Origin of the sequence: Planktothrix tepida PCC 9214, assembly GCF_900009145.1 — a bacterium.
GTDB lineage: Bacteria > Cyanobacteriota > Cyanobacteriia > Cyanobacteriales > Microcoleaceae > Planktothrix > Planktothrix tepida.
In genome coordinates this window covers 370535-392462 of record NZ_LN889802.1, presented here as the reverse complement: position 1 = coordinate 392462, position 21928 = coordinate 370535, and the positions used below count along the sequence as shown (strand labels likewise).

General features: G+C 41.2%; 20 protein-coding genes and 2 tRNA genes. 11 read left to right on the top strand and 11 right to left on the bottom strand.

Annotated elements, in window-relative coordinates:
• The first annotated feature begins 225 nt into the window (after positions 1-225).
• A complete protein-coding gene (locus PL9214_RS16035; RefSeq protein ID WP_072719768.1) occupies positions 226-1689 on the top strand; it encodes a bifunctional orotidine-5'-phosphate decarboxylase/orotate phosphoribosyltransferase in 1464 nt (487 codons plus the stop codon).
• 50 nt (positions 1690-1739) lie between these two features.
• Positions 1740-2846: an NAD(P)/FAD-dependent oxidoreductase gene (locus PL9214_RS16030; RefSeq protein WP_072719767.1), complete on the top strand. Its 1107-nt coding sequence runs from the start codon at positions 1740-1742 to the stop codon at positions 2844-2846.
• On the opposite strand, the gene glsA is transcribed toward PL9214_RS16030, so the two are convergent.
• Positions 2839-3852 carry a glutaminase A gene (gene glsA / locus PL9214_RS16025; RefSeq protein WP_245824264.1) on the bottom strand — a complete coding sequence of 338 codons (1014 nt, stop codon included), beginning with the start codon at positions 3850-3852 and terminating at the stop codon, positions 2839-2841. The genes PL9214_RS16030 and glsA overlap by 8 nt on opposite strands.
• A 78-nt stretch (positions 3853-3930) precedes the next feature.
• On the opposite strand from glsA, the gene PL9214_RS16020 reads away from it, so the two are divergent.
• Together PL9214_RS16020 and PL9214_RS16015 are read left to right on the top strand one after the other, a co-directional pair.
• Positions 3931-4004 (top strand) — tRNA-Asp (locus PL9214_RS16020).
• 196 nt (positions 4005-4200) lie between these two features.
• Positions 4201-5352: a pyridoxal-phosphate-dependent aminotransferase family protein gene (locus PL9214_RS16015; protein WP_072719766.1), complete on the top strand. Its 1152-nt coding sequence runs from the start codon at positions 4201-4203 to the stop codon at positions 5350-5352.
• Between the two features lie 52 nt (positions 5353-5404).
• On the opposite strand, the gene PL9214_RS16010 is transcribed toward PL9214_RS16015, so the two are convergent.
• The 3 genes from PL9214_RS16010 to PL9214_RS16000 all read right to left on the bottom strand — a co-directional run bounded on the left by PL9214_RS16010 (position 5405) and on the right by PL9214_RS16000 (position 7733).
• Complete coding sequence (locus PL9214_RS16010; protein ID WP_072719765.1) at positions 5405-5722, bottom strand: type II toxin-antitoxin system RelE/ParE family toxin; 318 nt, start codon at positions 5720-5722, stop codon at positions 5405-5407.
• Complete coding sequence (locus tag PL9214_RS16005) at positions 5722-5970, bottom strand: ribbon-helix-helix domain-containing protein (RefSeq protein WP_245824263.1); 249 nt, start codon at positions 5968-5970, stop codon at positions 5722-5724. Before PL9214_RS16005 ends, PL9214_RS16010 begins: the two co-directional genes overlap by 1 nt.
• A 74-nt stretch (positions 5971-6044) precedes the next feature.
• On the bottom strand, positions 6045-7733 hold the full coding sequence (locus PL9214_RS16000) for a DUF3352 domain-containing protein (RefSeq protein WP_072719764.1): 1689 nt from the start codon (positions 7731-7733) through the stop codon (positions 6045-6047).
• A 213-nt stretch (positions 7734-7946) separates the two neighbouring features.
• Between PL9214_RS16000 and PL9214_RS15995 the strand changes: the two genes are divergently transcribed.
• Together PL9214_RS15995 and PL9214_RS15990 are read left to right on the top strand one after the other, a co-directional pair.
• The gene (locus PL9214_RS15995; protein WP_072719763.1) at positions 7947-9608 is read left to right on the top strand and encodes a GspE/PulE family protein; all 1662 of its coding nucleotides are present in this window, start codon (positions 7947-7949) and stop codon (positions 9606-9608) included.
• A gap of 51 nt (positions 9609-9659) precedes the next feature.
• Positions 9660-11339, top strand: a complete 1680-nt coding sequence (locus tag PL9214_RS15990; protein WP_072719762.1) for an ABC1 kinase family protein — start codon at positions 9660-9662, stop codon at positions 11337-11339.
• 152 nt (positions 11340-11491) lie between these two features.
• On the opposite strand, the gene PL9214_RS15985 is transcribed toward PL9214_RS15990, so the two are convergent.
• A tRNA-Arg gene (locus PL9214_RS15985) sits at positions 11492-11564 on the bottom strand.
• Positions 11565-11620: 56 nt separating this feature from the next.
• Here PL9214_RS15985 and folB point away from each other — a divergent pair.
• A complete protein-coding gene (folB, locus tag PL9214_RS15980) occupies positions 11621-11980 on the top strand; it encodes a dihydroneopterin aldolase (RefSeq protein ID WP_072719761.1) in 360 nt (119 codons plus the stop codon).
• Positions 11981-12014: 34 nt separating this feature from the next.
• Here folB and grxC read toward each other — a convergent pair whose 3' ends face one another.
• The 4 genes from grxC to PL9214_RS15960 form a co-directional block, all read right to left on the bottom strand.
• Positions 12015-12326, bottom strand: a complete 312-nt coding sequence (gene grxC / locus PL9214_RS15975) for a glutaredoxin 3 (RefSeq protein ID WP_072719760.1) — start codon at positions 12324-12326, stop codon at positions 12015-12017.
• A 115-nt stretch (positions 12327-12441) separates the two neighbouring features.
• Positions 12442-12690, bottom strand: coding sequence for a hypothetical protein (locus tag PL9214_RS15970; RefSeq protein WP_072719759.1), 249 nt, complete (start codon positions 12688-12690; stop codon positions 12442-12444).
• Positions 12691-13082: 392 nt separating this feature from the next.
• On the bottom strand, positions 13083-13844 hold the full coding sequence (locus PL9214_RS15965; RefSeq protein WP_072719758.1) for a PspA/IM30 family protein: 762 nt from the start codon (positions 13842-13844) through the stop codon (positions 13083-13085).
• 90 nt (positions 13845-13934) lie between these two features.
• Positions 13935-15224, bottom strand: a complete 1290-nt coding sequence (locus PL9214_RS15960; RefSeq protein ID WP_072719757.1) for a hypothetical protein — start codon at positions 15222-15224, stop codon at positions 13935-13937.
• A 147-nt stretch (positions 15225-15371) separates the two neighbouring features.
• Between PL9214_RS15960 and PL9214_RS15955 the strand changes: the two genes are divergently transcribed.
• Together PL9214_RS15955 and PL9214_RS15950 are read left to right on the top strand one after the other, a co-directional pair.
• A complete protein-coding gene (locus PL9214_RS15955) occupies positions 15372-15971 on the top strand; it encodes a DciA family protein (RefSeq protein ID WP_072719756.1) in 600 nt (199 codons plus the stop codon).
• Between the two features lie 323 nt (positions 15972-16294).
• Positions 16295-16564, top strand: coding sequence for a hypothetical protein (locus PL9214_RS15950; protein ID WP_072719755.1), 270 nt, complete (start codon positions 16295-16297; stop codon positions 16562-16564).
• A 54-nt stretch (positions 16565-16618) separates the two neighbouring features.
• Here the strand turns inward: PL9214_RS15950 and menB are convergent, their stop codons facing one another.
• Both menB and purM read right to left on the bottom strand, forming a co-directional pair.
• Positions 16619-17452 (bottom strand): 1,4-dihydroxy-2-naphthoyl-CoA synthase, encoded by an 834-nt coding sequence (gene menB, locus PL9214_RS15945; protein ID WP_072719754.1) that lies wholly within the window; start codon positions 17450-17452, stop codon positions 16619-16621.
• Between the two features lie 136 nt (positions 17453-17588).
• Complete coding sequence (gene purM, locus PL9214_RS15940) at positions 17589-18620, bottom strand: phosphoribosylformylglycinamidine cyclo-ligase (protein WP_072719753.1); 1032 nt, start codon at positions 18618-18620, stop codon at positions 17589-17591.
• A gap of 475 nt (positions 18621-19095) precedes the next feature.
• Between purM and PL9214_RS15935 the strand changes: the two genes are divergently transcribed.
• Both PL9214_RS15935 and PL9214_RS15930 read left to right on the top strand, forming a co-directional pair.
• The gene (locus PL9214_RS15935) at positions 19096-20196 is read left to right on the top strand and encodes a septal ring lytic transglycosylase RlpA family protein (protein WP_072719752.1); all 1101 of its coding nucleotides are present in this window, start codon (positions 19096-19098) and stop codon (positions 20194-20196) included.
• A gap of 129 nt (positions 20197-20325) precedes the next feature.
• The gene (locus PL9214_RS15930; RefSeq protein ID WP_072720075.1) at positions 20326-21858 is read left to right on the top strand and encodes a bifunctional pantoate--beta-alanine ligase/(d)CMP kinase; all 1533 of its coding nucleotides are present in this window, start codon (positions 20326-20328) and stop codon (positions 21856-21858) included.
• Positions 21859-21928 lie beyond the last annotated feature (70 nt).

The following is a 21928-nucleotide window of genomic DNA, read 5'->3' as shown; positions in this document are numbered from 1 at the left end:
CTTTACGGTACATTTTCCCCGACTCCTGCAAGGTTTTTGGGCTATTTTACACCCCTCCCGTGCACCTGATTCATTTTTTCTTGTCTTCTTCTCCCGCCTGTTCTGGCTTTTCCCCTTTTTTCAGCAAGCCCTAAATAGGATGGGAAGGGATGCCACCCCTACCCTAAAATATTACAATTTTAAGTTAGGTCTTGTCTGCACCTGTCAACTTTCAACCGTTAACTCATGAACTTTTTTGATAAATTATTAATGGCCATCGAACAACAGAATAGTTTACTTTATGTGGCTTTAGAACCTGATCCTGATAGCCATATTTTTGATAATGGTAATTGTGGAGGAATTGAAGGCGATCGCCATGATATTATTGAACAATGGCAAGAATGGTTACAGTTTGTTATTCGGGAAACAGCAGCGTTAGTTTGTGCTTATAAACTCTCATTAGGCTTTTACTTGGGGTTGGGAATTCCTGGGTTAAAATTATTAGAAAAAACCCTAAAATTGATTCCCGATCATATTCCTATTATTTTAGATGCAAAACACAGCGATTTTAATTCCAGTACCGTATTTGCACGTTTTATATTTAAAGATTTACAAGTAGATGCTTGTACCCTAACTCCCTATGCAGGATTAGATCAAGTTGCACCGTTTTTAGTTTATCCTGATAAAGCTGTTTTTATTTTATGTGCAACGGCTAATCCTTCTGCTTCTATTATCCAAGAATATCCCCAATTTGATAAACCTTTATATTTAGAATTAGTCAATGCGTCTCAAACCTGGGGAACTCATGAGCAATTAGGGTTAGAAGTGGGAATGGTTCCAGATATGTTAGCTAAAATTCGTCAAGCTGCACCGGAACGATTAATTTTATTGCAGGGAGATGTAGCGGAAGAAAATGATTTAACGGATATAGAAGATTTAACTTCTATTTTATCCGCAGGATTAAGTTTAAATGGGGAAGGATTATTATTACCTATCCCGCCTAAATTATTAGAACAAGAAAACCTTAAGAAGGGAGTCAAACAATTACGAGATCAAATTAATGAAGAACGATATCGGGTCATTCAAGGAAATCCGACTTGTGATTTATGGTTGCCTGATGTCTGTTTTTTAAGGCATCAACCCCATCGAGATTTAATTTTACAACTTTATGATATTGGTTGTATTACTTTCGGAGATCACGTTCAAGCATCGGGTGAAATTTTTCCCTATTATATTGACTTGAGACGAATTATTTCAACCCCGCAGATTTTCCATCAAATTGTAGGAGCTTATGGAGAAATTTTAGAAACCCTAACCTTTGACCGCATAGCAGGTATTCCCTACGGTTCTTTACCCACAGCAACGGGGTTATCTTTACGGTTACAACGTCCGATGATTTTTCCCCGAAAAGAAGTCAAAACTTATGGTGCAGGACGATTAATTGAAGGGCATTTTCAACCCGGAGAAACTATTGTTGTGGTTGATGATATTTTAATTACTGGAAACAGTGTCATGAAAGGAGCCGAAAAATTAAAATCAGCAGGATTAAAAGTGTATGATATTGTGGTTTTAATTGATCATGAACGAGGAGTTAAAGAACGTTTAAAAGAGAATGATTATAATGCCCATGCGGTTTTAAAATTATCCGAAATTGCAGAAACATTGTATGAATCAAATCGAATTACAGAAAAACAATTTAACTTGTTTTAAAACGGGATTTGATTAATTTTCAGATTGAAAAAATTCCTAAAAATTGAGTTATGAATTCTATCGTTATTATTGGCTGTGGTATCGTTGGGGCAACCCTGGCTTATGAACTTTCCCAAATTCCCAATTTCCAAATTACAGTCATTGATCAAAACCCTCCGGCTCAAGCTGCAACGAAAGCTTCATTAGGAGTTTTAATGGGGATTATTAGCCAAAAAACAAAAGGACGAGCGTGGCGACTCCGACAATATAGTATGCAACGTTATGAAACCTTAATTCCTGAATTAGAAGCCATAACAGGTCAAAAAATTCCCTTTAATCGTCAAGGAATTTTATTATTATGTTATGCCGAAGAGGAAATAAAAAAATGGCATCAGTTAATTAATTTACGGCGTTCTCAAGGCTTTGAATTACAATGGTTAAACCCAACGGAAATTAAAAATTCCTATCCTCAAATTAATACTGAACAAGTATTCGGTGCGGTTTATTCTCCCCAGGATCGACAACTAGATCCCACTCAATTAACCTTAGCCTTAGTTGCAGCAGCACAACAGCGAGGGGTAACTTTTAAATTCGGCGTAACGGTAGAGTCTTTAGAAACCTTACAAACCCTAGAAGCACAACAAGTTAAAACTAATAGAGGAGACTTTAATTTTGATTGGGTGGTGATGGCATCAGGGTTAGGAACAACACCCTTAATTTCTCCCCTGGAAACCGAAAATTCAGGGAAAAAACCGATTAAAATTCGTCCGGTTTTAGGACAAGCTTTGCAAATTCGTTGTATTGAACCGTTAGGAATATTAGGACGAGAACCTGTAATTACGGGAAATGATATTCATATTGTACCGTTAGGAAATGCCGAATATTGGGTAGGAGCAACGGTTGAATTTCCTGAAAATGATCAAGAAATTTTGGTGAATCCTGAACCTTTGGATTTAGTATTAAAAGGAGCACTCGCCATTTGTCCAGCTTTAGAAAAGGCAACCATTCTTAAAACCTGGTCGGGTTTACGTCCTCGTCCTGAAGGTATTCCGGCTCCTGTTATTGGCAATTTACCCGGATTTTCTAATATTTTATTAGCCACTGGACATTATCGAAATGGGATTTTATTAGCACCCGCAACGGCTCAGGAAATTCGAGAATTAATTCAGCCTAATTAAACACACTTAATCCTAAACTTTGAGCCATTTTTTGAATTAAAAATAAACTCCCCACGGAATTTCCTTCGGAATCGAGGGGGGGACTGTAACACGCGATCGCTCCTTGTTGTGGAATAATCGATAATACAGCCCCACTTACCCCTGATTTTGTCGGGAGTCCCACCTGTACTGCAAACTGTCCTGATGCTTGGTATAACCCACAGGTCATCATTAACGCTTTCACCATGCGACAGCAAACTTGCCATTGTGGCTGGGAGGGTTGGGCTAATAATAGACCCAATTGAGCTAAATCTGAAATTGTGGCTGATAAGCAACAGATTTGGTTATAGGTATCGAGGGTTACATCAGGATTATTGATATAACCGGACGCTTGTAGGGTAGCAATCAGCCTTTGGTTTTTGGGGTTGGGAACCGAACGCACCGACTCCAGAATGTCTTGATCTAAAACGAGATCACAATGGGCAAATTGATTTAACCAAGAACAGAGATAATCACAGCGAGAATCAGCATCTTGTCCAGGGAGTAATGCGGCTAGGGCGATGGCTCCACTATTTAACATGGGATTACGCGGCCATCCGTCATCGGTTTGAAGTTGTTCGAGGGAATTGAAGGGTTGATCAGAAGGTTGAACACCGACCCGCTTGAACACCTCATCTTCTCCTAATTCCACCAGTCGATTAAGTAATAAAAAAGGCTTAATCACACTCATCAACGGAAACCGAAGGGTGGCATCTCCGGCTTGGTAAGATTTCCCGGTCAGGGTGAGGATTTGTACCACAAATTCCAGGGGTTTCACCTGAGCTAATTGGGGAATATAGGTGGGTAATTGGCCCAATTGACTCCGCCGTTGTGCTTCCTTAACCCAAGTTTCCAGTCGTTTTTGAGTTAATCCGTCTAACTGTTTAACCCCTAAATTCACTCCTGATCGCTCCTGATTGATTTTCTTTAGTCTAGCGTTTCCCCTTCCTGGGTCATTGGCTAACCGTCCATCCAGACCTCCCCCCAAAAAAATTTCCAGCAGGTGTTGACAAATTCAAAAAAAGCAGTAATAATAAAAATTGTCGCAAAAAAAGAACGACAGCAAGGGACTGTAGTTCAATTGGTTAGAGCACCGCCCTGTCACGGCGGAAGTTGCGGGTTCGAGCCCCGTCAGTCCCGTTCTTAATCCTAAAAACAAAACGCCTGCACTATCGGAATTATCAGCCAGAAATTCTGTCCTGAGAAGGAGAGTGCAAAGACAACTCTATGCAATTTAATTTAATAATTCTTCATCAGAAGAAAATCGTAATTCCCACCCATATTTTCCTTAAAGGCAAATTACAGCACAATAATAGTATTGAGTCAAAAATAATTTATGAGTTTAGTTTCACCTTCGGTTAATGATAAAAATCGCATTATTCCCCCAGAATTGAATGTTCCTCCCCGTCTGTTGTTAGGGCCTGGGCCATCCAATGCCAACCCGCGTGTATTGCAAGCCTTGGCGATGTCTCCCGTTGGACACCTTGACCCCTATTTTCTGCAACTGATGAATGAGGTACAAACCCTATTACGCTATGCTTGGCAAACCGATAACCCCATGACTATCCCCATGAGTGGGACGGGAAGCGCGGCGATGGAAGCGACTCTGGCGAATATTGTTGAACCTGGAGACGTGGTGTTAGTAGGGGTGATGGGGTATTTCGGCTATCGGTTAGTGGATATGGCGGGCCGTTATGGGGCTGATGTGAGAAAATTAGTCAAACCCTGGGGTCGGGTGTTTAGTTTGGAAGAATTGCGCCAAGGGATAGAAACCCATCGTCCCAAGGTGTTAGCGATAGTTCATGCGGAAACTTCTACAGGTGCTTGTCAACCGTTGGAAGGGTTAGGGGAATTATGTCGAGAATTTGATTGTTTGTTATTAGTTGATACTGTTACCAGTTTAGGCGGTGTGCCCTTATTTTTAGATAGTTGGGGTGTGGATTTATCTTATAGTTGTAGTCAGAAAGGGTTAGGTTGTCCTCCCGGTTTAGGGCCGTTTACCATGAGTCCTCGCGCCGTTGAAAAGTTGAAAAATCGGTCAACTAAAGTGGCGAATTGGTATTTAGATGTGTCTCTTCTGTCTCAATATTGGGGTCAGGATCGAGTCTATCATCACACGGCTCCTATTAATATGAATTATGCTTTGCGAGAAGCTCTCAGAATTTTAGCACAAGAAGGATTAGAAGCGAGTTGGAATCGTCATCTCACCAATGCTAAATTATTATGGGAGGGGTTAAACGATTTGGGATTAAAGTGTCATGTTCATGAAGATTATCGTTTACCCACATTAACAACGGTTCGCATTCCTGAAGGGGTAGATGGAAAAGCGATCTCTCGTCAATTATTGACTGAATATAATATTGAAATCGGCAATGGTTTAGGAGAATTAGCAGGTCAAGTTTGGCGAGTTGGGTTAATGGGATATAATAGCCGTCCTGAAAATGTTCTGTTATTATTATCGGCGTTAAAACGGGTTTTAAATCGTTAAATTGCAGTGCGAGCGTCCTCGCTCGCTTGCTTTTCTCAAGAATAGTCAATCGTTATTCTTCTTTTAAAATTCTTTCAATATCTCTAGCCGAGTGAAGAATACGAACAATTAAAATCCGATCTTCAAAGGATAAATAAAAGATTAAATACTTTTCAAATCCTTTAACTGACCATCTCCTTAACTTTTCTAAATGAACATTATTAATAGGATACAAACTCCCTATTTCTGACATTCTAGCCAAGTTTGCCAAGGTTTCACGGACTGCATCAAAAAAACGTAATGCTGCATTCTGATTTATTGAAGAAATATACATAAAATGATCATCAATATCTTGGCTTGCTTTAGGAGTGATTATAATTCTTTTAGTCATTACTCTGGTTGAAAATGTTGTATTAATTGAGAACGTTTTTGATCCCACAATTCATCTGTTAACTCTATCGGTTCACCACTTTCTAACCCTTCTAATAATAAAGATTCAACTCGTTCTATTTTTACTTGTTCTTGACGCAGCAAATCTAGGATATATTCATTAGCATTAGCATAACCTCCTTTAGCAACTTGGTGTTCAACAAAAGTTTGAATTGACTCAGGGAGAGAAAGATTTAGTAAGTTCATCATTGTTTAACCTCTAATTTTAGATTTACAGTTTAGACAGAAACCCAGTTTCTCAGAAACCGGGTTTATTGGCTCAACTAACGCAGTCTTAAAAATACCGTTGCGTGTTGAACATTTCCCACGCGATCGCTACTACTAATGGTAAACGATCGCAAATTATCAAAAAAGGGTTTAGCGGAAAGTTCCACTAATTTAAACAGAGGTAATTGTTGATTCAAAAAGTCTCGACTGGTTAACCAATTGAGATAGAAATAACCATCATGGGTTTGGGGTAAGACTTCAAGACTGGCTTTAAAATCGGGATCTTGAGTAATAATATTTGCCGTTTTTGCCACTTCTAAGGCTTCATCCATGGCTTCAACAGAAGTTGTAAAAATTTCATATTTCCCGACTGTCGAATGGACTCCTTTTGCATTAGCTTGAATTAATCGGGTTTGGGTTTTTGCTTTATCTTTTTTCTCCAACACCACAGGGGTTAATTTTGTCCAAGCTGAAAGGGTATTATTATTGAGATTAAATGATCCCACACTATAGCCTTGTGCTGTCGCTATTTTATCTAAATTTTCAATCGATTGATCCGCATTCTCTGAACGTTCTGCGACAAAAACCCAGTCCCAGTTTTCATCCCCATGAGGAACAACAGCTAAAGCATATTCTCCCGTTACCCAACTAAAAATATCTTGAGGTAAATCTAACCCCCATAAAGTTTTAATTCCCTCAATGGGTTGGTCAACAAATTCTGCTAAAGCTGGATTTACTGAAACAATTTTTGAAAAGTCTGTCCAGAGTTGTTTTAAGTCTTTTCCGGCAATTAATAAGGGACTATTGGCACTAATATAGTTTAAGGCTTCCACAGGTTTGGAAAAGGCAGGAGAAGGATTAATCGTATCTGATTCTAGGGCTGTAATTAATGTCGTTTCTGCTAAAATTCCTTTCGGGTTAATTCCTAAAGATACGGCTAAACTGGGTTTTTGACTAATAAATTCTTCTGCTTGATCAGCCACTAATTGCCAGTTTCCTAAATTAAAAAATCCAAATCCAACTCCCCTTGGTTTTAATTCTTGTAAAGCTTTTTGATAGGATTCTGATTGACTTAAATTTAGATTAGCTTGCACCGTATTTAACGCTTCTTTCATCACTTTGGGATAGTTAGCAAATAACACAAAGCGATCATTAATCATGGCTGTGACTAAACTCGGTGCATCGTTAACCTCTCCTTCAAAAGGTCGGCGATAGACTAATTTAACCCCTCGATATTGATCAGAAATAATATCTAATCCTGCTTTGACTTGTTTCTGCCAAAATTGTTCTAAAGCTTCTTGACTTTTTTGAGAATTTTTTGTAGATAAAGCGACAAAATACCCCGGTTGTTGACCATTATTTGGGGTTCGATCTACATCGGGGGTAACTAATGCCCAAGTGATTTCATTTCCTAGCCAAGGTTGAATATCCCGCCCATAATTTAACCCTGTGTTCGTTAAAAGACTTTCTTTAATTGGGTTTAGTTGAATTCGATTATTATTACTTTTTTGGGAAAAGGTTAAAATCTTTCCAACAGATTCTAACCGATCTGGATTCACTAATAATGAAACCATTGCGGGTGCAGTTCGAGGAACAAACATTGCCGCCTCTGGGGCTGTTTTTGTGCTACCTGTTACTAAGGAGGCGGGATCAGTACCCGACAGCCAATAAAACCCCCCAATTCCCAGGAGTCCCAAAACGACTAGACCAATGACCAAAATCTTAGGAAATGAGCGTCCTTTCATAAATTTAACAGTTGAGCGAATAACAGTGACCGATGGGAGTTCATTCTCTATTATGCGTTAATTGTGTCCTGTTGATATAGATGAGAAGGATTCAAGTTAAAAAAGTTTAAAAAATATTCCTTCCCTTTATAATTATTTTAGAGGAGCGATTAGAGTCTCAGTATTTCTTAACTTGACTTTAAATTTCATCACCTTCATCCCAGAGCTAACCCTATGACTTCAAGCACACCCGTTTTATCAGCTTGGCAACAACTGAGGAACCAAAGTATTACCTGTGAACAAGCCTTAAAAAATTTAGTTGATGACCAGGGAATTTTAAACCTAAAATTATTAGATCGGGATGTTAGTTTCAGATTTTTTCGAGAATTTCCCGATCGCAACATTTTACCCCCCGTGATTCCGTTATTATTATGGCGAAATTGTTATTATTTAGGCTGTCCGGTAGAAGTTTCAATGGATGCCCTGAGAATGATGGGCGATCGCACCTTTTCTGATATTAAAATTATTCCCATTGATGATAAAAGTTATCGCGCTTGGTATCATGCTCAAAATCTTGATCCCCATCGGATTAGTTCTACTCCATTAATTAACCCTTTAACGGGAGAATTAGAATCAGAAAATGTTAGTGAAACCACAGAATTATATTTATCAAAAGCGGCTGATCAACTGACTCGAATTAAAACCTTAATTTCAGGAGCCTTAAGAAATCGTGCCAGCGATATTCATTTAGAACCTTCCCAAGAGGGCTTAAGAGTTCGCTATCGAATTGATGGTTTACTTCGTAATATTACGCTGTTACCTTCAGATATTGGGCGCAAAGTAATTGTGGCAATTAAAGTTATGTCTAATATGGATATTGCCGAAAGTCGTCGCCCCCAAGATGGTAGAATTGGAGAGAATTATGTCTCTGAACAAGACTTAGAAGTTGCCCTGGATATGCGCGTGAGTACCCTCCCTTGTGTGGGGGGAGAAAAAGCCGTGATTCGATTATTACCTCAAGAAAATCCTTTCTCAGGATTACAGGATTTAGGCTTTTCAGAAAAAACACTGAATATTTATAAAAGTTGGCTCTGTCAACCCCAAGGAATGATTATTTTTACCGGGCCAACGGGGTCAGGAAAAACCAGTACCCTTTATAATAGTTTGTTAGCCGTTGCCACAGAAAATGTTAATGTGGTTACGGTTGAAGATCCCGTTGAATATGTTTTACCCGGCATTACTCAAACACAAGTTCATGAACGAGCAGGGATGACATTTGCAGCCGGATTACGCGCGATTTTGCGACAAGATCCTGATATTATTATGGTGGGAGAAATCCGCGATCGCGATACCGCAGATACCGCCGTCCGTGCCGCATTAACGGGTCATTTAGTGTTAACAACTTTGCATACTAATGATGCTATTGGTGCAATTCCTCGGCTCAAAGATATCGGCCCCGATCCAGGGTTAATTAGTGATGCTTTATTAGGAATTGTCGGACAACGCTTAACTCGTCGCGTGTGTCCCCACTGTGCCGAACCTTATACCCCAACGGCGATGGATTTAGACCTTTTAGGGTTAAAATTAAAAGAAGCAAATCCCGACAGTTGGCGCAAAGGTCGAGGCTGTTCTAACTGTTTTTATTCCGGCTATTCAGGGCGAGAAGCGATAGTAGAATTATTAGCCGTAGATGATCGAATTCGTCAAATTATTTATGAAGGAACCTTAACAGAATTACATCGTTATTTACATGAAACCGGTTTTTTATCCTTTCGCATGGCTGCCATTGAAAAAGTAACAACTGGAGCGACAACTGTTGAAGAAGTTCAGCGTGTTTTACCCCGCAGTGCCTTAGCTCGAAAATTCTCAATAAATGCCTCAGTAATGCAATCCTAAAAACTGATTTCTAACGGCTCAAATTTTATTCATTTTTATCTAATCTTTCCCATGCTCACTCAAATGGATTCTAAACCGCTTCGCTGGCAACAAACTCGATATTCTCCCTTAACGAGACAATTAGATGTTTTCACCGCCTGCGGACTGTTTATGTTCTTTTTGTGGTGGGATAGAACACTGGCAAATAATACCTCGCTTCAGAGACGAAAACGGGCAACTTGGTTAGTTAAAACCATGTTAGATTTAGGGCCAACCTTTATTAAAATTGGCCAAGCTTTATCGACAAGAGCCGATATTTTACCCTTAGAATATGTTGAAGAATTAGAGAAATTACAGGATAAAGTTCCACCCTTTAGTAGTGATCAAGCCGTCGCTATTATTGAAGCGGAATTAGGCAATTCTTTATTTACATTATATCGAGATTTTGATGAACAACCGTTAGCGGCTGCTAGTTTAGGACAAGTTCATAAAGCTAGACTCCATACTGGAGAAGATGTAATTGTTAAAGTGCAGCGTCCAGGCTTAAAACAATTATTTGATTTAGATGTACAAGCGGTGCGTCGGGTGATTCAATTTTGTCAACAGAATTTTAATTGGACAAGGCTTTATAATCTGGATGATTTGTATAATGAGTTTTTTTTAATTTTATATCAAGAAATTGATTATATTAAAGAAGGTAAAAATGCCGATCACTTTCGAGATAACTTTAAAAATTATCCAGGGATTTTAGTTCCTAAAGTGTATTGGAAATATACCACCCATAAAGTTTTAACAATGCAATATTTACCGGGAATAAAAGCGGATGATCGAGATCAATTACTAGCCTATGGAATTGATGTTAAACGGTTAAATCAATTAGGGATTTGTTGTTATTTAAAACAAATTCTTCAGGATGGTTTTTTTCAGGCTGATCCTCACCCTGGAAATTTAGCGGTGAGTGCGGATGGGAATTTAATTTTTTATGATTTTGGCATGATGGCAGAAGTCAAAGCCTTAGCCAAAGATCAGATGATTAAAACCTTTTTTGCTGTGTTAAAAAAAGATACGGATGTGGTGTTAGATACGTTAGTGGATATTGGTTTAATAGAACCCGTAGCGGATATGAGACCAGTACGGAGAATGGTTCGGTTTTTATTAGAAGAATTTACAGAAAAACCGGTTGATTTTCAAATGTTTAATCAAATTAAAGAAGAAGTTTATGTCATGTTTGAGCAACAACCCTTCCGTTTACCTGCTCAAATGATGTTTATTTTAAAGTCTTTAACCACCTTAGATGGTTTAGCGAGAACCTTAGATCCCAAATATAGTTTAGTCGCTTGTGCTCAACCCTTTGTTAAGAGTTTAACCATTTCTCAAGAACGGGGTAATTTAGTCGGAGAATTGGCACAACAGGCGCGAGATTTTATTAAATTTAGATTACAACAACCCAGTAAATCAGAGGTTTTAATTCGTCGTTTAGAAGAACGTTTAGAAGAAGGAGAGTTACAAATTAGAGTCAGGTCTGTAGAAAGCGATCGCGCCTTAAAACGAATTAATTTAGCCTTAAAAAGTTTAATTTATATCTGTTGGACAGGGTTTACTTTAATTGCAGGTGCGATTTTATTAATTGGAAATTATCAAGGATGGGCAGTATTTGTCTTACTTTTATCAATATTAGGGTTATGGATGTCAGTGCGATCGCTCTTTAATCTGGCTATTCGAGAACGCTTAGATCGCATTGCAGAAAGTTAAGAATTAAACTGTCCAATCTTCTATTAATAAATTCGGTATTTTTTCAAAATCTTGACGGTTACGAGTGACTAAAATTGCTTGTTGAGACAGAACATCAGAGATATGGTCCGTATCTAAAATCTATACATACGTTTGATAACCGTTAAATTAAACGAGTATGGAGGGACTCGAACCCCCGACCCTCAGAACCGGAATCTGATGCTCTATCCACTGAGCTACATACCCATACTTTTGTTACTATAACATATCCTTTGGAAAATGTCATTTTAATTTAAGTTATCATGGACTCCATTCACATTACCGGGATTCGCAGCTACGGCTATACGGGTTATTTACCCGAAGAACAAATGTTAGGCCAATGGTTTGAAGTCGATGTGACCCTGTGGTTGGATTTAACACCAGCCGGAACCAGTGATCAAATCGCAGATACCCTCGATTATCGCCACACCATTACCACCGTTGAGACTATCATTAAAACTTGCAAATTTGCTCTTATAGAACGATTGGCTACAGAAATTTCCGACACCTTATTAAAACAGCCCTTAGTCAAAAAAGTGCGTATACAGTTAACGAAACCAAACCCCCCAATTCCTGATTTTACGGGAAAAATCCAAATCGATCTAACTCGTGAGTCGATTTAGAAAAAAATAGGGTTAGTAATTTTCACCCTAAATATTAAGCTGGTTCAGCTAATAGGGGTTCTAATTTTCCTTCTCCATCTAATTGATAGAGCTCATTACACCCGCCAATATGTTGATTATTAATAAAAATTTGGGGAACTGTGCGACATCCATTGGCACGTTCAGCCATTTGAGATCGTGCGCTATCATCCCCATCTATTTTATATTCTGTGAAATTAACTCCTTTCCACCACAGCAACAGTTTAGCTCGAATACAAAAGGGACAGGTTTGCCAAGTATAGATTTCGACGTTGGCTTGATTTCGTTCAGGATGACGACTGAATAGGGAATTAAACGCATCTAACATAATCACATTCCTCAAAATCAATTCACTTTAGTTTTAACTTTAACCTATTTTTAATTTTAGGATAGTGATGACTCTGAATTATAACTATTCCCTGTTCCCTGTTCCTTCCTATCCATTAAAAATCATAATTTAAGCGTTTAAGTTGAGCTTTCATTTTACTAATGAGTTTAAACTCTTTCAAGAGTAATCCATAATAATGTAAGGCAAATAAAAAATTAATCGCAAAAAAGCCTAAAGTTAAAATAAATCTAAATACGGTGGAAAAATTGAATTCAGACATCATCGTAAAGATGGAAAAAACAATTGAGCAAAGCCCAAATCCAGCTGCAAATGAACTGAGAATCAGTAAACGCACTTTAGCCATCGTTAAGGGATAGGTTTGAATAAAAATTAAATAGAGTTATTCAGTTGATCTGTCGTTTCTGCTTCTCTTATTTCAGGATTAATCAGGATTAATATAGCAGTCGCCAAGGAAGTTAGGAAATAGACTGATGCTAAAACCTAAACTTATTTCCCTATGAACCTGTCTGTTCCCTATTCCCTGTTGCCTGTTCCCTGCTATATAAGTAAAACTACCAAATCAAACTCGTTAATACTATACAGCGAAATTCTAATAGGTGGCTAAACACATCGGAGTTTTTTCAACATTTCCAGACAATGGCTTTCCATCGAACTCTGGGAGTCAATGGTGACTGTTACAGTTTCCCTTGACCCCTGACAAAAAGCCCAAACGCTTTAATAGATAGAAATTCCAGCTTACATCTTATCCAATTCCTTTTTCAACGCCTCTAACTCATCATCCACTGGTGTTGGATTTTTCGCCGTTGTTTGTCCCGCAGGTAAAGCCTGGGGAGCCGGAGCGCCAGAAATTTGGGCTTTCAGAGCCATTAATTCGTCATCAACATCGCTTCCTGCTTCCAACGCTGCAAATTTACTTTCAAAATCTGAACCCGCCAATTCTCCTGCGGCTTGAGAACGTGATTCTAACTGCAATACTTTTTCTTCCATGCGTTCAAAAGCTGCTGTTGCGCTACTGGGATTAATATTCCCCAATAAGCCTTGTAACTGTTCGTTGGCTTTTGCAGCTTGCGCCCGAGCTTTGAGCATATTCTTCTTGGTTTTAGCCTCAGAGATTTTGCTCTCCAACTGAATTAAATTGCGTTTTAGAGCATCTACCTGACCGAACGTTTGATCCAAAGTCAGTTTCACTGTATTCGCCGTTTCCATGTAGCTTTTTTTGCGCTGTAAGGCTTCTCTGGCTAAGGTTTCATCCCCTTTCCGCAAAGCTAATTCGGCGCGAGATTGCCATTGGTTAGCTTGGGACATGGCTTGATTATATTGTTGTTCGGTGCGCTTTTGATTGGCGATCGCTTGAGCAACAGCCTGACGTAACTGCACCAGGTCTTCCTGCATATCAATGATCGCCTGTTCCAGAATTTTTTCTGGATCTTCGGCTTTACTGACCAAATCATTCAAATTAGCTCTAACAAGACGGCCAATCCGATCAAATAATCCCATGACGCTGTTCTTCCTTTGAGGGTGTACGGTTCTGTAATCACTTCTGTCTACAGTTTAACGCTAGTTCATGATGCAGGAGGAGTGGACTAATTACGGCTTAGGAATATCATAATAAGCATTAATCCCTTGAACTTTTAACTCATCCCGCAGGCGTTTGGCTGAAGCCGCATCGGTTAAAGCCGCCACTTGGATTTTTTTCCCGGTTTTGAACTCAGCAATATAAGCATCAGGAATGACTTCTTTAGCCTGCTCAAAGGAACGTTCATCGACGTAATCCAAGACAACATAATAATAACCATCCTGGGATTTGATCGGTTCCGTTGGCTTAGGTGGAGTGGATGCAGTTGCAACTTTTGGGGCTGTACCACCCCCCGGTTGCACCGTCGCAGCACTCCTTCCTTGCCCTGTAACTGGGGCTGGGGCGGTTGTTGTGGGAGTAGGAACAGTAGAAGTGGTGGGCTTTTTAGGTAACAATTCCTGAGTGAGATTATTCAAACCGGGGTCAGTTGGAGAGGTCAGGTTGTTTGAAGGTGCGGGTAAGGTTGTGGCGGGACTCGGTGGCACAGGGGGAGCAACCGCAGGTGTCGGCAGGGTATTGGGGTTAGGATTAATATTGCTCAAGGTATCTAAATCCAAGTTAACAAATTCCTTCGCCGCTAAGTTGGGAGATAGGGAATCTGTCGCTGGGAGTGAAGTGTCCGTTGAGGCAGTTGTTGGAGGAGTCGTTGGACTGGGGTTAGCCGTTGGGGTTGGGGTTGGGAAAAACCGATTTAACCCTAAGCTAGTCCGACTGGATGGGGAAGACAGAACATAACTTAAGGCGGTGCAAGATAACAAAAATAAGAACATTGAGGCAATTCCCATCGGAGTTAATAAACTCGCCATCAAACTCCGTTTTTCTGGTGACTGAGAACGCCGTTCTTCTATACTTTTGATTAGGGCTTCCGTTGATTCTAAATATCCGTCTGATGGTGCTGCTACCGGAGCCGATGACTTTAAGTTAAAACTGACCGCCGGATCTTTACCATTGGTTTTGGGGTCGTTTGTTGTTGTCGCTGAGTTAGAAACGACTAAGGGTGCAGGTTGGGAGGGAACCACCGTTTCCCAGCCCGACGGTTGAGCTTGGGGTTCAAACAGTTTTCCTTGAGATGCAGCCCCCTCATTGACAGCGACCGCTACCGCATCAGGAGTTTGTTGAAATTGGGGGGTGGTTTGTCCTGTTGAGTCGGGGGTTGTCTGTTTCGTGCGTCGTCGATGACGCCGATAACGGGTTAATTCTGGCTCTAGTTGCACATCCAGACAGCCTAAAACCGCTTTGAGTTCAGACTTTAATTCTGGCTGTGGAGATTGAGGGGATTTCATCCGGGCTCCTTGACTCATGGTTAACTCCTACCCACTTGTTGATAATTTTAAAATAAAGATTTTTAGATTTAGGGTTTCACGAATAAACCTTATTATTGACAATTCTTAGATCGGCTAACAAGTCAGTTTATCTATTTTTGATCGATTTCGCTCATTTTTTTAAAGATGCAATCCCTCCATCAGGTCTTAAGTCTGCTTCAATCTCAAATTCTCACCCCAGAACAACAACAATTTCAAGAACTTTGTGCCTATTGGCCGGAAATTGTCGGAACTGTTGCTCGTCTTCATAGCCGTGCGGTGAGTTGGCATCGAGGGGTGTTGAATGTTGCCACCTCTAGTGCCACTTGGTCTCAAGAGTTGACTTTAAAACGAATTCAACTGCTGTATCGCTTAAATCAAAAACTATTATTTCCCGTTGAAGATATCCGGTTTTCTACAGCGCAATGGCGATATCAATGTCATGGGGAGCAACACCGTTCTCTGGGTTCAACCTCAGATGAATTCTCTCAACTTTGGCAGGATCATCCAAGTCGGGTTAATTTGCCTCCAACCCCCACCGAACCTTTGATTCATTCTCATCCTCATGCTTCTACTACGCCGTTAACCGCTTTTCAACGTTGGGCCAATATTATTCAACAGCGATCGCAACATATCCCCCTCTGTCCTCAATGTCACTGTCCAACTCCTCCAGGGGAATTGACTCGCTGGTCAGTTTGTTGTCTTTGTGCCATGAAAACTTTAGAAGGCTCTGGAACTGAAACCTAAGTTCCTCTATGAAACTCTATCTTTAGGTAGTTTACAATTAGGTTTCAACGGGATTTATACGGAGTTATTAATTCCTTCCACCGAATTTTACCTTGATCCCCATTCATTTTATCCTGTTTCAGGCACGCTCTAGGAAATTTACAATTCTTAATATTTTGGATTTATTGTGTGTCTAATTTTAAACAAAACATAAAAGAAGTATTAAATTTAAACCCCCTAAAAATCGAACTCAAACGCAGACAGAATCTAAGTTTGCCGATAAAAAACCCGGATTTGCTGATCCCCGACAATTATAAATAGATAATCTTCTTGGGGAATTACAAATGGAGTCTGCAAACTTGATCTCAGTCTGTCGGCATTGCCAACGTTACACACCCGAAGGTCATCGTGGGGGGCACTGTCAGTTGCTTCAAGTTTCAGTTAAAGGCGGGTGGAAGTCTTGTCAGTTAGCGATCCCCGCCTTTGCTCCATCCTGGGAAACTTTAGAAACCTTGATTCAGTTACAACCGGAAACACCTCGGTTACGCGATGTTATTCCCTTAGAGTCCCATCGAGTTCATGAGCCAGAAGAGGCAAAGTCCTTGTTAGCTTAGTCCAGACATTTTGGGGGCGAAGTGTTTTTCGTCCCCCCACAGATTATCTTTTCCCTAGGGAAGCCAAGGATATTGGCGGAAATTGGGTGGCCGTTTCTCCAAGAAGGCTTGTTTGCCTTCAGTTCCTTCCTCCGTCATGTAATACAGTAAGGTGGCATTTCCCGCTAATTCCTGTAAACCCGCCTGACCATCACAATCAGCATTAAAGGCAGATTTTAAACAACGAATGGCAATGGGACTTTTCTCCAAAATTTCCTGAGCCCATTGAATCCCTTCAGATTCTAATTGTTCTACGGGAACGACACAATTAACTAACCCCATATCTAGGGCTTGTTGAGCATCATATTGACGACACAAATACCAGATTTCTCGTGCTTTCTTTTGACCGACAATTCGGGCTAAATAACTCGCTCCAAATCCCCCATCAAAACTTCCCACTTTCGGCCCCGTTTGACCAAAAACCGCATTATCTGCTGCTAAGGTTAAATCACAAATTAAATGTAAAACATGACCGCCTCCAATTGCATATCCTGCCACCATTGCAATCACAACTTTGGGCATTGTTCGGATTAATCGTTGTAAATCTAAAACGTTTAATCGCGGAATTCCAATATCATCAATATATCCTGCATCTCCCCGCACGCTTTGATCCCCGCCGGAACAAAAGGCATATTTACCATCGGTATGTGGCCCCGATCCGGTGAATAATACTACACCAATATTGATGTCTTCACGGGCATCACAAAAGGCATCATAGAGTTCAAAAACAGTTTTCGGCCGGAAGGCATTACGTTTTTCAGGACGGTTAATCGTAATTTTAGCGATACCCCCGGCTTTGTGATAGAGAATATCTTCGTAGGTTTTGGCAATTTGCCATGCAACTGACATGATGGGTAATTAATAGGAAAGAGAGAACAAGGAACAGGGAACAGGGAACAGTAGGAAGTGAAAGAGTTTGCTGAATTCAACAGTATCCTAACTGTAATGGGTAGCACTCTAGCTTATCCTACGATTAGGATATCAATCAATTGAGTGGTAATCCGATTAAACCCCCGGTTCCTGATACAACTTCCCCAATGGTATAGGCTAGAATTCCTTGAGTTTCAAACCATTCTCGTGTGGTTTCCGCTTGTTGAGGAGGAACTAAGACCACAAAACCAAGACCCATGTTAAAGGTATCAAACATTGCTGCTAGGTTCACTTGTCCCACTTCAGCTAACCAATTAAAAATCGGAAGTACGGGCCAACTATTGGGATGAATCTTCACGGCTTGTCCTTCTCCCAAACAGCGTGGTAAGTTTTCCGGTAAACCGCCTCCGGTAATATGGGCCATGCCATGAATTTCTACACCCTGGCTCCGAGCTTGTAGAATTGGTTTAACGTAAATTTGCGTCGGCGTTAAACACACATCTCCAATGGATTGACCTCCCAAAGCTTCAGGACAGTCATTCCAATTCCATCCGCCATCACTGACCACTTTTCGCACTAAACTAAAGCCATTACTGTGAACACCACTACTCGCTAATCCAATGGCAATATCGCCGATTTGGACTTGGGAACCGTTCAACATTCGGCTTTTTTCCACAATTCCCACACAAAAACCCGCCATATCATATTCCCCCGGTTGATAAAATCCGGGCATTTCGGCTGTTTCTCCCCCCAGAAGGCTACATCCCGCTTGTTGACATCCTTGGGAAATTCCGGTGACGACTTGGGTTAATTGGTCACTGTCGAGCTTTCCAGTGGCTAAATAGTCCAGAAAAAATAAGGGTTCTGCCCCACAGGTCAGAACATCGTTAACGCACATGGCCACTAAATCAATACCAACGGTATCGTGACGGTTGAGGCTTGTGGCTAGTTTTAATTTAGTTCCCACCCCATCAGTTCCAGAAACGAGGATGGGTTCGTTATACCCGGAAGGAAGGGCAAAACAACCTCCAAACCCCCCTAATCCCCCTAATACTTCCGGTCGATAGGTTTTCTGAACGAGGCTACGAATGCCATCAACAAAATCTCGACCTGCTTGAATATCTACACCAGCTTCCCGATAATCCATCTTGTTCGATCCTTGTCTTTCTACAACCTATTTAATCAATTTTCGGTTCTGTTATTTGCGGTTCTGTCTTCTCGATTCTGTCGCACGTTGTCAAACCTATAAGAAAATTCAATCAAAACTAAATTTTGAAAATTTTTACTAAGTAAGAATCTCTACATCCTTTGACAGATGAGGGTTTGGGCTTAAAACTGAACAGTTTAGTTTCTTAAAAAGCACTCCAAACCCCCGTGAGGGAGTGATCCCCAAATTCGCAAGTTCATGTTAGTCTGTTGCAGTTCCTCAAACAAAGGTGAATGCGGAACGAGTGTGAGTTGACGAATTGAATCTCCCTAGATTCGGGTTTTCAACCCAGCATTAAAATCTTTAGCTGTTCAGTGCCTAAACACGAATTGCGAGACTTAATGCTTCCCATTCAGGAGATTTCAACCAGTGTAAAGCTTCAACTCGATCAACCAGCAGTTTTGAGAATAGACTTATGAAGCATCAACTTTGGAGCGGTCTTACAGCAGTTCTTCTTCTGCCGATTTTAAGCATAAGCTCCTCCAGCCACGCTGAATCTACCTCAGCGTTTAACCCCAAGCCCTCAAATCAAGGAGAACGTTTAAATCCTCCCGATTTTGTACCGTCAATCCCATTATTAAAAACGCCCTCTGAAGAGATCATCCTATCTGCGACCAAAACTGAACCTGCCGACGTGGTAAAAGTTGGAGAATATCAATCCCAACAAACCACTACCGCCTTTTTACCCGAAACGGTTGCCAAAATCAAAGCTCATGAATTGAATCAAGAACAAGCAGCAACCCTTTACATTAGGAATATTCCAGTCCTGACCTTTATCCAGAATGCCAACTTTGATCCCAAAGCTAGAACAGCCCCAACGCTTCAACCAATAAAAGTGGGATCGTATTCTGACCAAGCTGATCTACCCAATCCTAAAACCCCTGCAACGCAATCTACCATCACCTCCGACCCAGTTTCCCGTGCTACTGCCGTTGCAGCCGAAATTAATCAACTCATTCGCAATAACTTTGATGCGACGACGATTCAAGTCCGATGGGACGAACAGCGCCAGCGTTACCTGATTGAAGCGGCTGGTAAAGAACTGGTCGCCATTGACTCACAAACCATTCTGCCGGATACAACCAATGACAAAGCAACGGATGCTTTACAAGCGACTAATCGCATCCGACGGCAGATTGGCAATGCTCCCCCTTTAAATACAATTGAAGGTTTACCCAAGCCATCTGTTCCAGAGGTCGCTACTGGGTTCTTCTTCCGGCGAATCGAGGGTTGGGCATCTTGGTATGGCCCTGGTTTTGATGGCGGACAAACGGCGAATGGAGAAACCTTTAATCAATACGATTTAACGGCAGCCCATCCTTCTTTACCCTTTGGCACAAAGGTAAGAGTTACCAACAAAGATAATGGTCAATCCGTTGTCGTGCGGATTAATGATCGTGGCCCCTATGCCGGAGGCCGGGTGCTTGATTTATCCACAGGTGCAGCCGAAGCCATTGGCATGATTGGCAGTGGAGTTGCTCCTGTCCAGATTGATGTATTGACTCCGAATCAGTGATCAGTTATCAGTGTCGGAGTAGGCTGTTAACTGTTGACGGTTGACCGATAATTGATAACTGAGTACGGGCGGGGAAACCCGGCCCCTACAACTGACAACTGACAACTGATAACTGATAACTGATTTATGATTCGTCTGTTGACTAGCGTTGCGGCTCTGCGGTGTTATCTTCGGGGCTACCGAACCCAAAACCCTGACAAGTTAGTGGGTTTGGTTCCCACGATGGGAGGGTTACATTTAGGGCATTTGAGTTTAATTCAACGGGCGAGATCAGAAAATTCGTTAGTGGTGGTCAGTATTTTTGTCAATCCTATACAGTTTGGCCCCCAAGAGGATTTCCAAAAATATCCCCGTTTGTTGGAGGCGGATTTGCAACAGTGTGAACAAGCGGGGGTTGATGTAGTTTTTGCTCCTGAAGTGGGGGAAATGTATCCTTCCTCAATGCAGACAATGGTGATTCCCCTAGCATCAATGATGTCGGGGTTGTGTGGGGCATCTCGACCCGGACATTTTCAAGGGGTGGCGACGGTTGTGGCTAAATTATTCAATTTAGTGCAACCGGATCGTGCTTATTTTGGCCAAAAAGATGCTCAACAAATTGCAATTATTCAACGTTTGGTTCAGGATTTAAACTGGCCCATTGAGATTATTCCCTGTCCCATTATTCGAGAATCATCGGGACTGGCTTATAGTTCTCGCAATCAATATTTAACACAGGACGAAAAACAGCAAGCCGCTGTTTTATATCGGGCGCTGCGTCGAGGTCAAGAACACTTTCAACAAGGTTGTTCTGTCGCTACGGAAATTAAGCAGATTGTACAAGCAGAATTAGACACTGAACCTGGGGTACAAGTCGAATATATTGATTTAGTCGAACCTGAAACGTTAATTCCACTGACAACCTTAGACACAACGGGTTTATTAGCGGTTGCAGCCCGGGTCGGGACAACTCGGTTAATTGATAATCTGATTTTGCGTCATCGTCAACCGATTATTGCCATTGATGGGCCAGCCGGAGCCGGGAAATCGACGGTGACTCGCCAAATTGCCGAGGCGTTAGGGTTGTTGTATTTGGATACGGGGGCGATGTATCGGGCGGTGACGTGGTTGGTGCTTCAGTCGGGAATTGAGATTGATGATCAACCTGCCATTGCTGAAATCGTGAGTCAATGCCAAATTGAATTAATTCCTGATGGGGAACAACCGCGAACGGTGATTAATAGCCAGGATGTAACCGAGGCAATTCGATCCTTAGAGGTAACGGCGAATGTGTCTGCGATCGCCTCTCAAGGGGCAGTTCGTCAAGCTTTAGTGAAAAAGCAACAAGCTTTCGGTCGTCAAGGGGGAATTGTAGCAGAAGGTCGGGATATTGGAACAACGGTATTTCCCGATGCCGAATTGAAAATTTTCTTAACGGCATCCGTGCAAGAACGGGCTAAACGGCGATTATTAGAACTGCACGCTAAAGGTCAAACGGATATTACTCAAGAACAACTCGAACAGGATATTGCTCAACGGGATCACCTTGATAGTAATCGGGCCATTTCACCTTTGCGAAAAGCCGTCGATGCGGTTGAAATTCAAACGGACAATTTAACAATTGACGATGTGATTCAACGAGCGGTGAGTTTATACCGTGAAACCATTATCAACAAAACCTAACGTTTTCCTAAAAGTGTCTTCCTGTTCGTGTCCTTATGCACTAGGATTTTAGAGGTATTATTGTTCAACC

Excerpts from the sequence above, each read along its gene's own strand:
- PL9214_RS16035 (WP_072719768.1), top strand. The coding sequence starts at position 226 with ATGAACTTTTTTGATAAATTATTAATGGCCATCGAACAACAGAATAGT.
- PL9214_RS16030 (WP_072719767.1), top strand. The coding sequence starts at position 1,740 with ATGAATTCTATCGTTATTATTGGCTGTGGTATCGTTGGGGCAACCCTG.
- PL9214_RS16015 (WP_072719766.1), top strand. The coding sequence starts at position 4,201 with ATGAGTTTAGTTTCACCTTCGGTTAATGATAAAAATCGCATTATTCCC.
- PL9214_RS16010 (WP_072719765.1), bottom strand. The coding sequence starts at position 5,722 with ATGACTAAAAGAATTATAATCACTCCTAAAGCAAGCCAAGATATTGAT.
- PL9214_RS16005 (WP_245824263.1), bottom strand. The coding sequence starts at position 5,970 with ATGATGAACTTACTAAATCTTTCTCTCCCTGAGTCAATTCAAACTTTT.
- PL9214_RS16000 (WP_072719764.1), bottom strand. The coding sequence starts at position 7,733 with ATGAAAGGACGCTCATTTCCTAAGATTTTGGTCATTGGTCTAGTCGTT.
- PL9214_RS15995 (WP_072719763.1), top strand. The coding sequence starts at position 7,947 with ATGACTTCAAGCACACCCGTTTTATCAGCTTGGCAACAACTGAGGAAC.
- PL9214_RS15990 (WP_072719762.1), top strand. The coding sequence starts at position 9,660 with ATGCTCACTCAAATGGATTCTAAACCGCTTCGCTGGCAACAAACTCGA.
- folB (WP_072719761.1), top strand. The coding sequence starts at position 11,621 with ATGGACTCCATTCACATTACCGGGATTCGCAGCTACGGCTATACGGGT.
- grxC (WP_072719760.1), bottom strand. The coding sequence starts at position 12,326 with ATGTTAGATGCGTTTAATTCCCTATTCAGTCGTCATCCTGAACGAAAT.
- PL9214_RS15970 (WP_072719759.1), bottom strand. The coding sequence starts at position 12,690 with ATGGCTAAAGTGCGTTTACTGATTCTCAGTTCATTTGCAGCTGGATTT.
- PL9214_RS15965 (WP_072719758.1), bottom strand. The coding sequence starts at position 13,844 with ATGGGATTATTTGATCGGATTGGCCGTCTTGTTAGAGCTAATTTGAAT.
- PL9214_RS15960 (WP_072719757.1), bottom strand. The coding sequence starts at position 15,224 with ATGAGTCAAGGAGCCCGGATGAAATCCCCTCAATCTCCACAGCCAGAA.
- PL9214_RS15955 (WP_072719756.1), top strand. The coding sequence starts at position 15,372 with ATGCAATCCCTCCATCAGGTCTTAAGTCTGCTTCAATCTCAAATTCTC.
- PL9214_RS15950 (WP_072719755.1), top strand. The coding sequence starts at position 16,295 with ATGGAGTCTGCAAACTTGATCTCAGTCTGTCGGCATTGCCAACGTTAC.
- menB (WP_072719754.1), bottom strand. The coding sequence starts at position 17,452 with ATGTCAGTTGCATGGCAAATTGCCAAAACCTACGAAGATATTCTCTAT.
- purM (WP_072719753.1), bottom strand. The coding sequence starts at position 18,620 with ATGGATTATCGGGAAGCTGGTGTAGATATTCAAGCAGGTCGAGATTTT.
- PL9214_RS15935 (WP_072719752.1), top strand. The coding sequence starts at position 19,096 with ATGAAGCATCAACTTTGGAGCGGTCTTACAGCAGTTCTTCTTCTGCCG.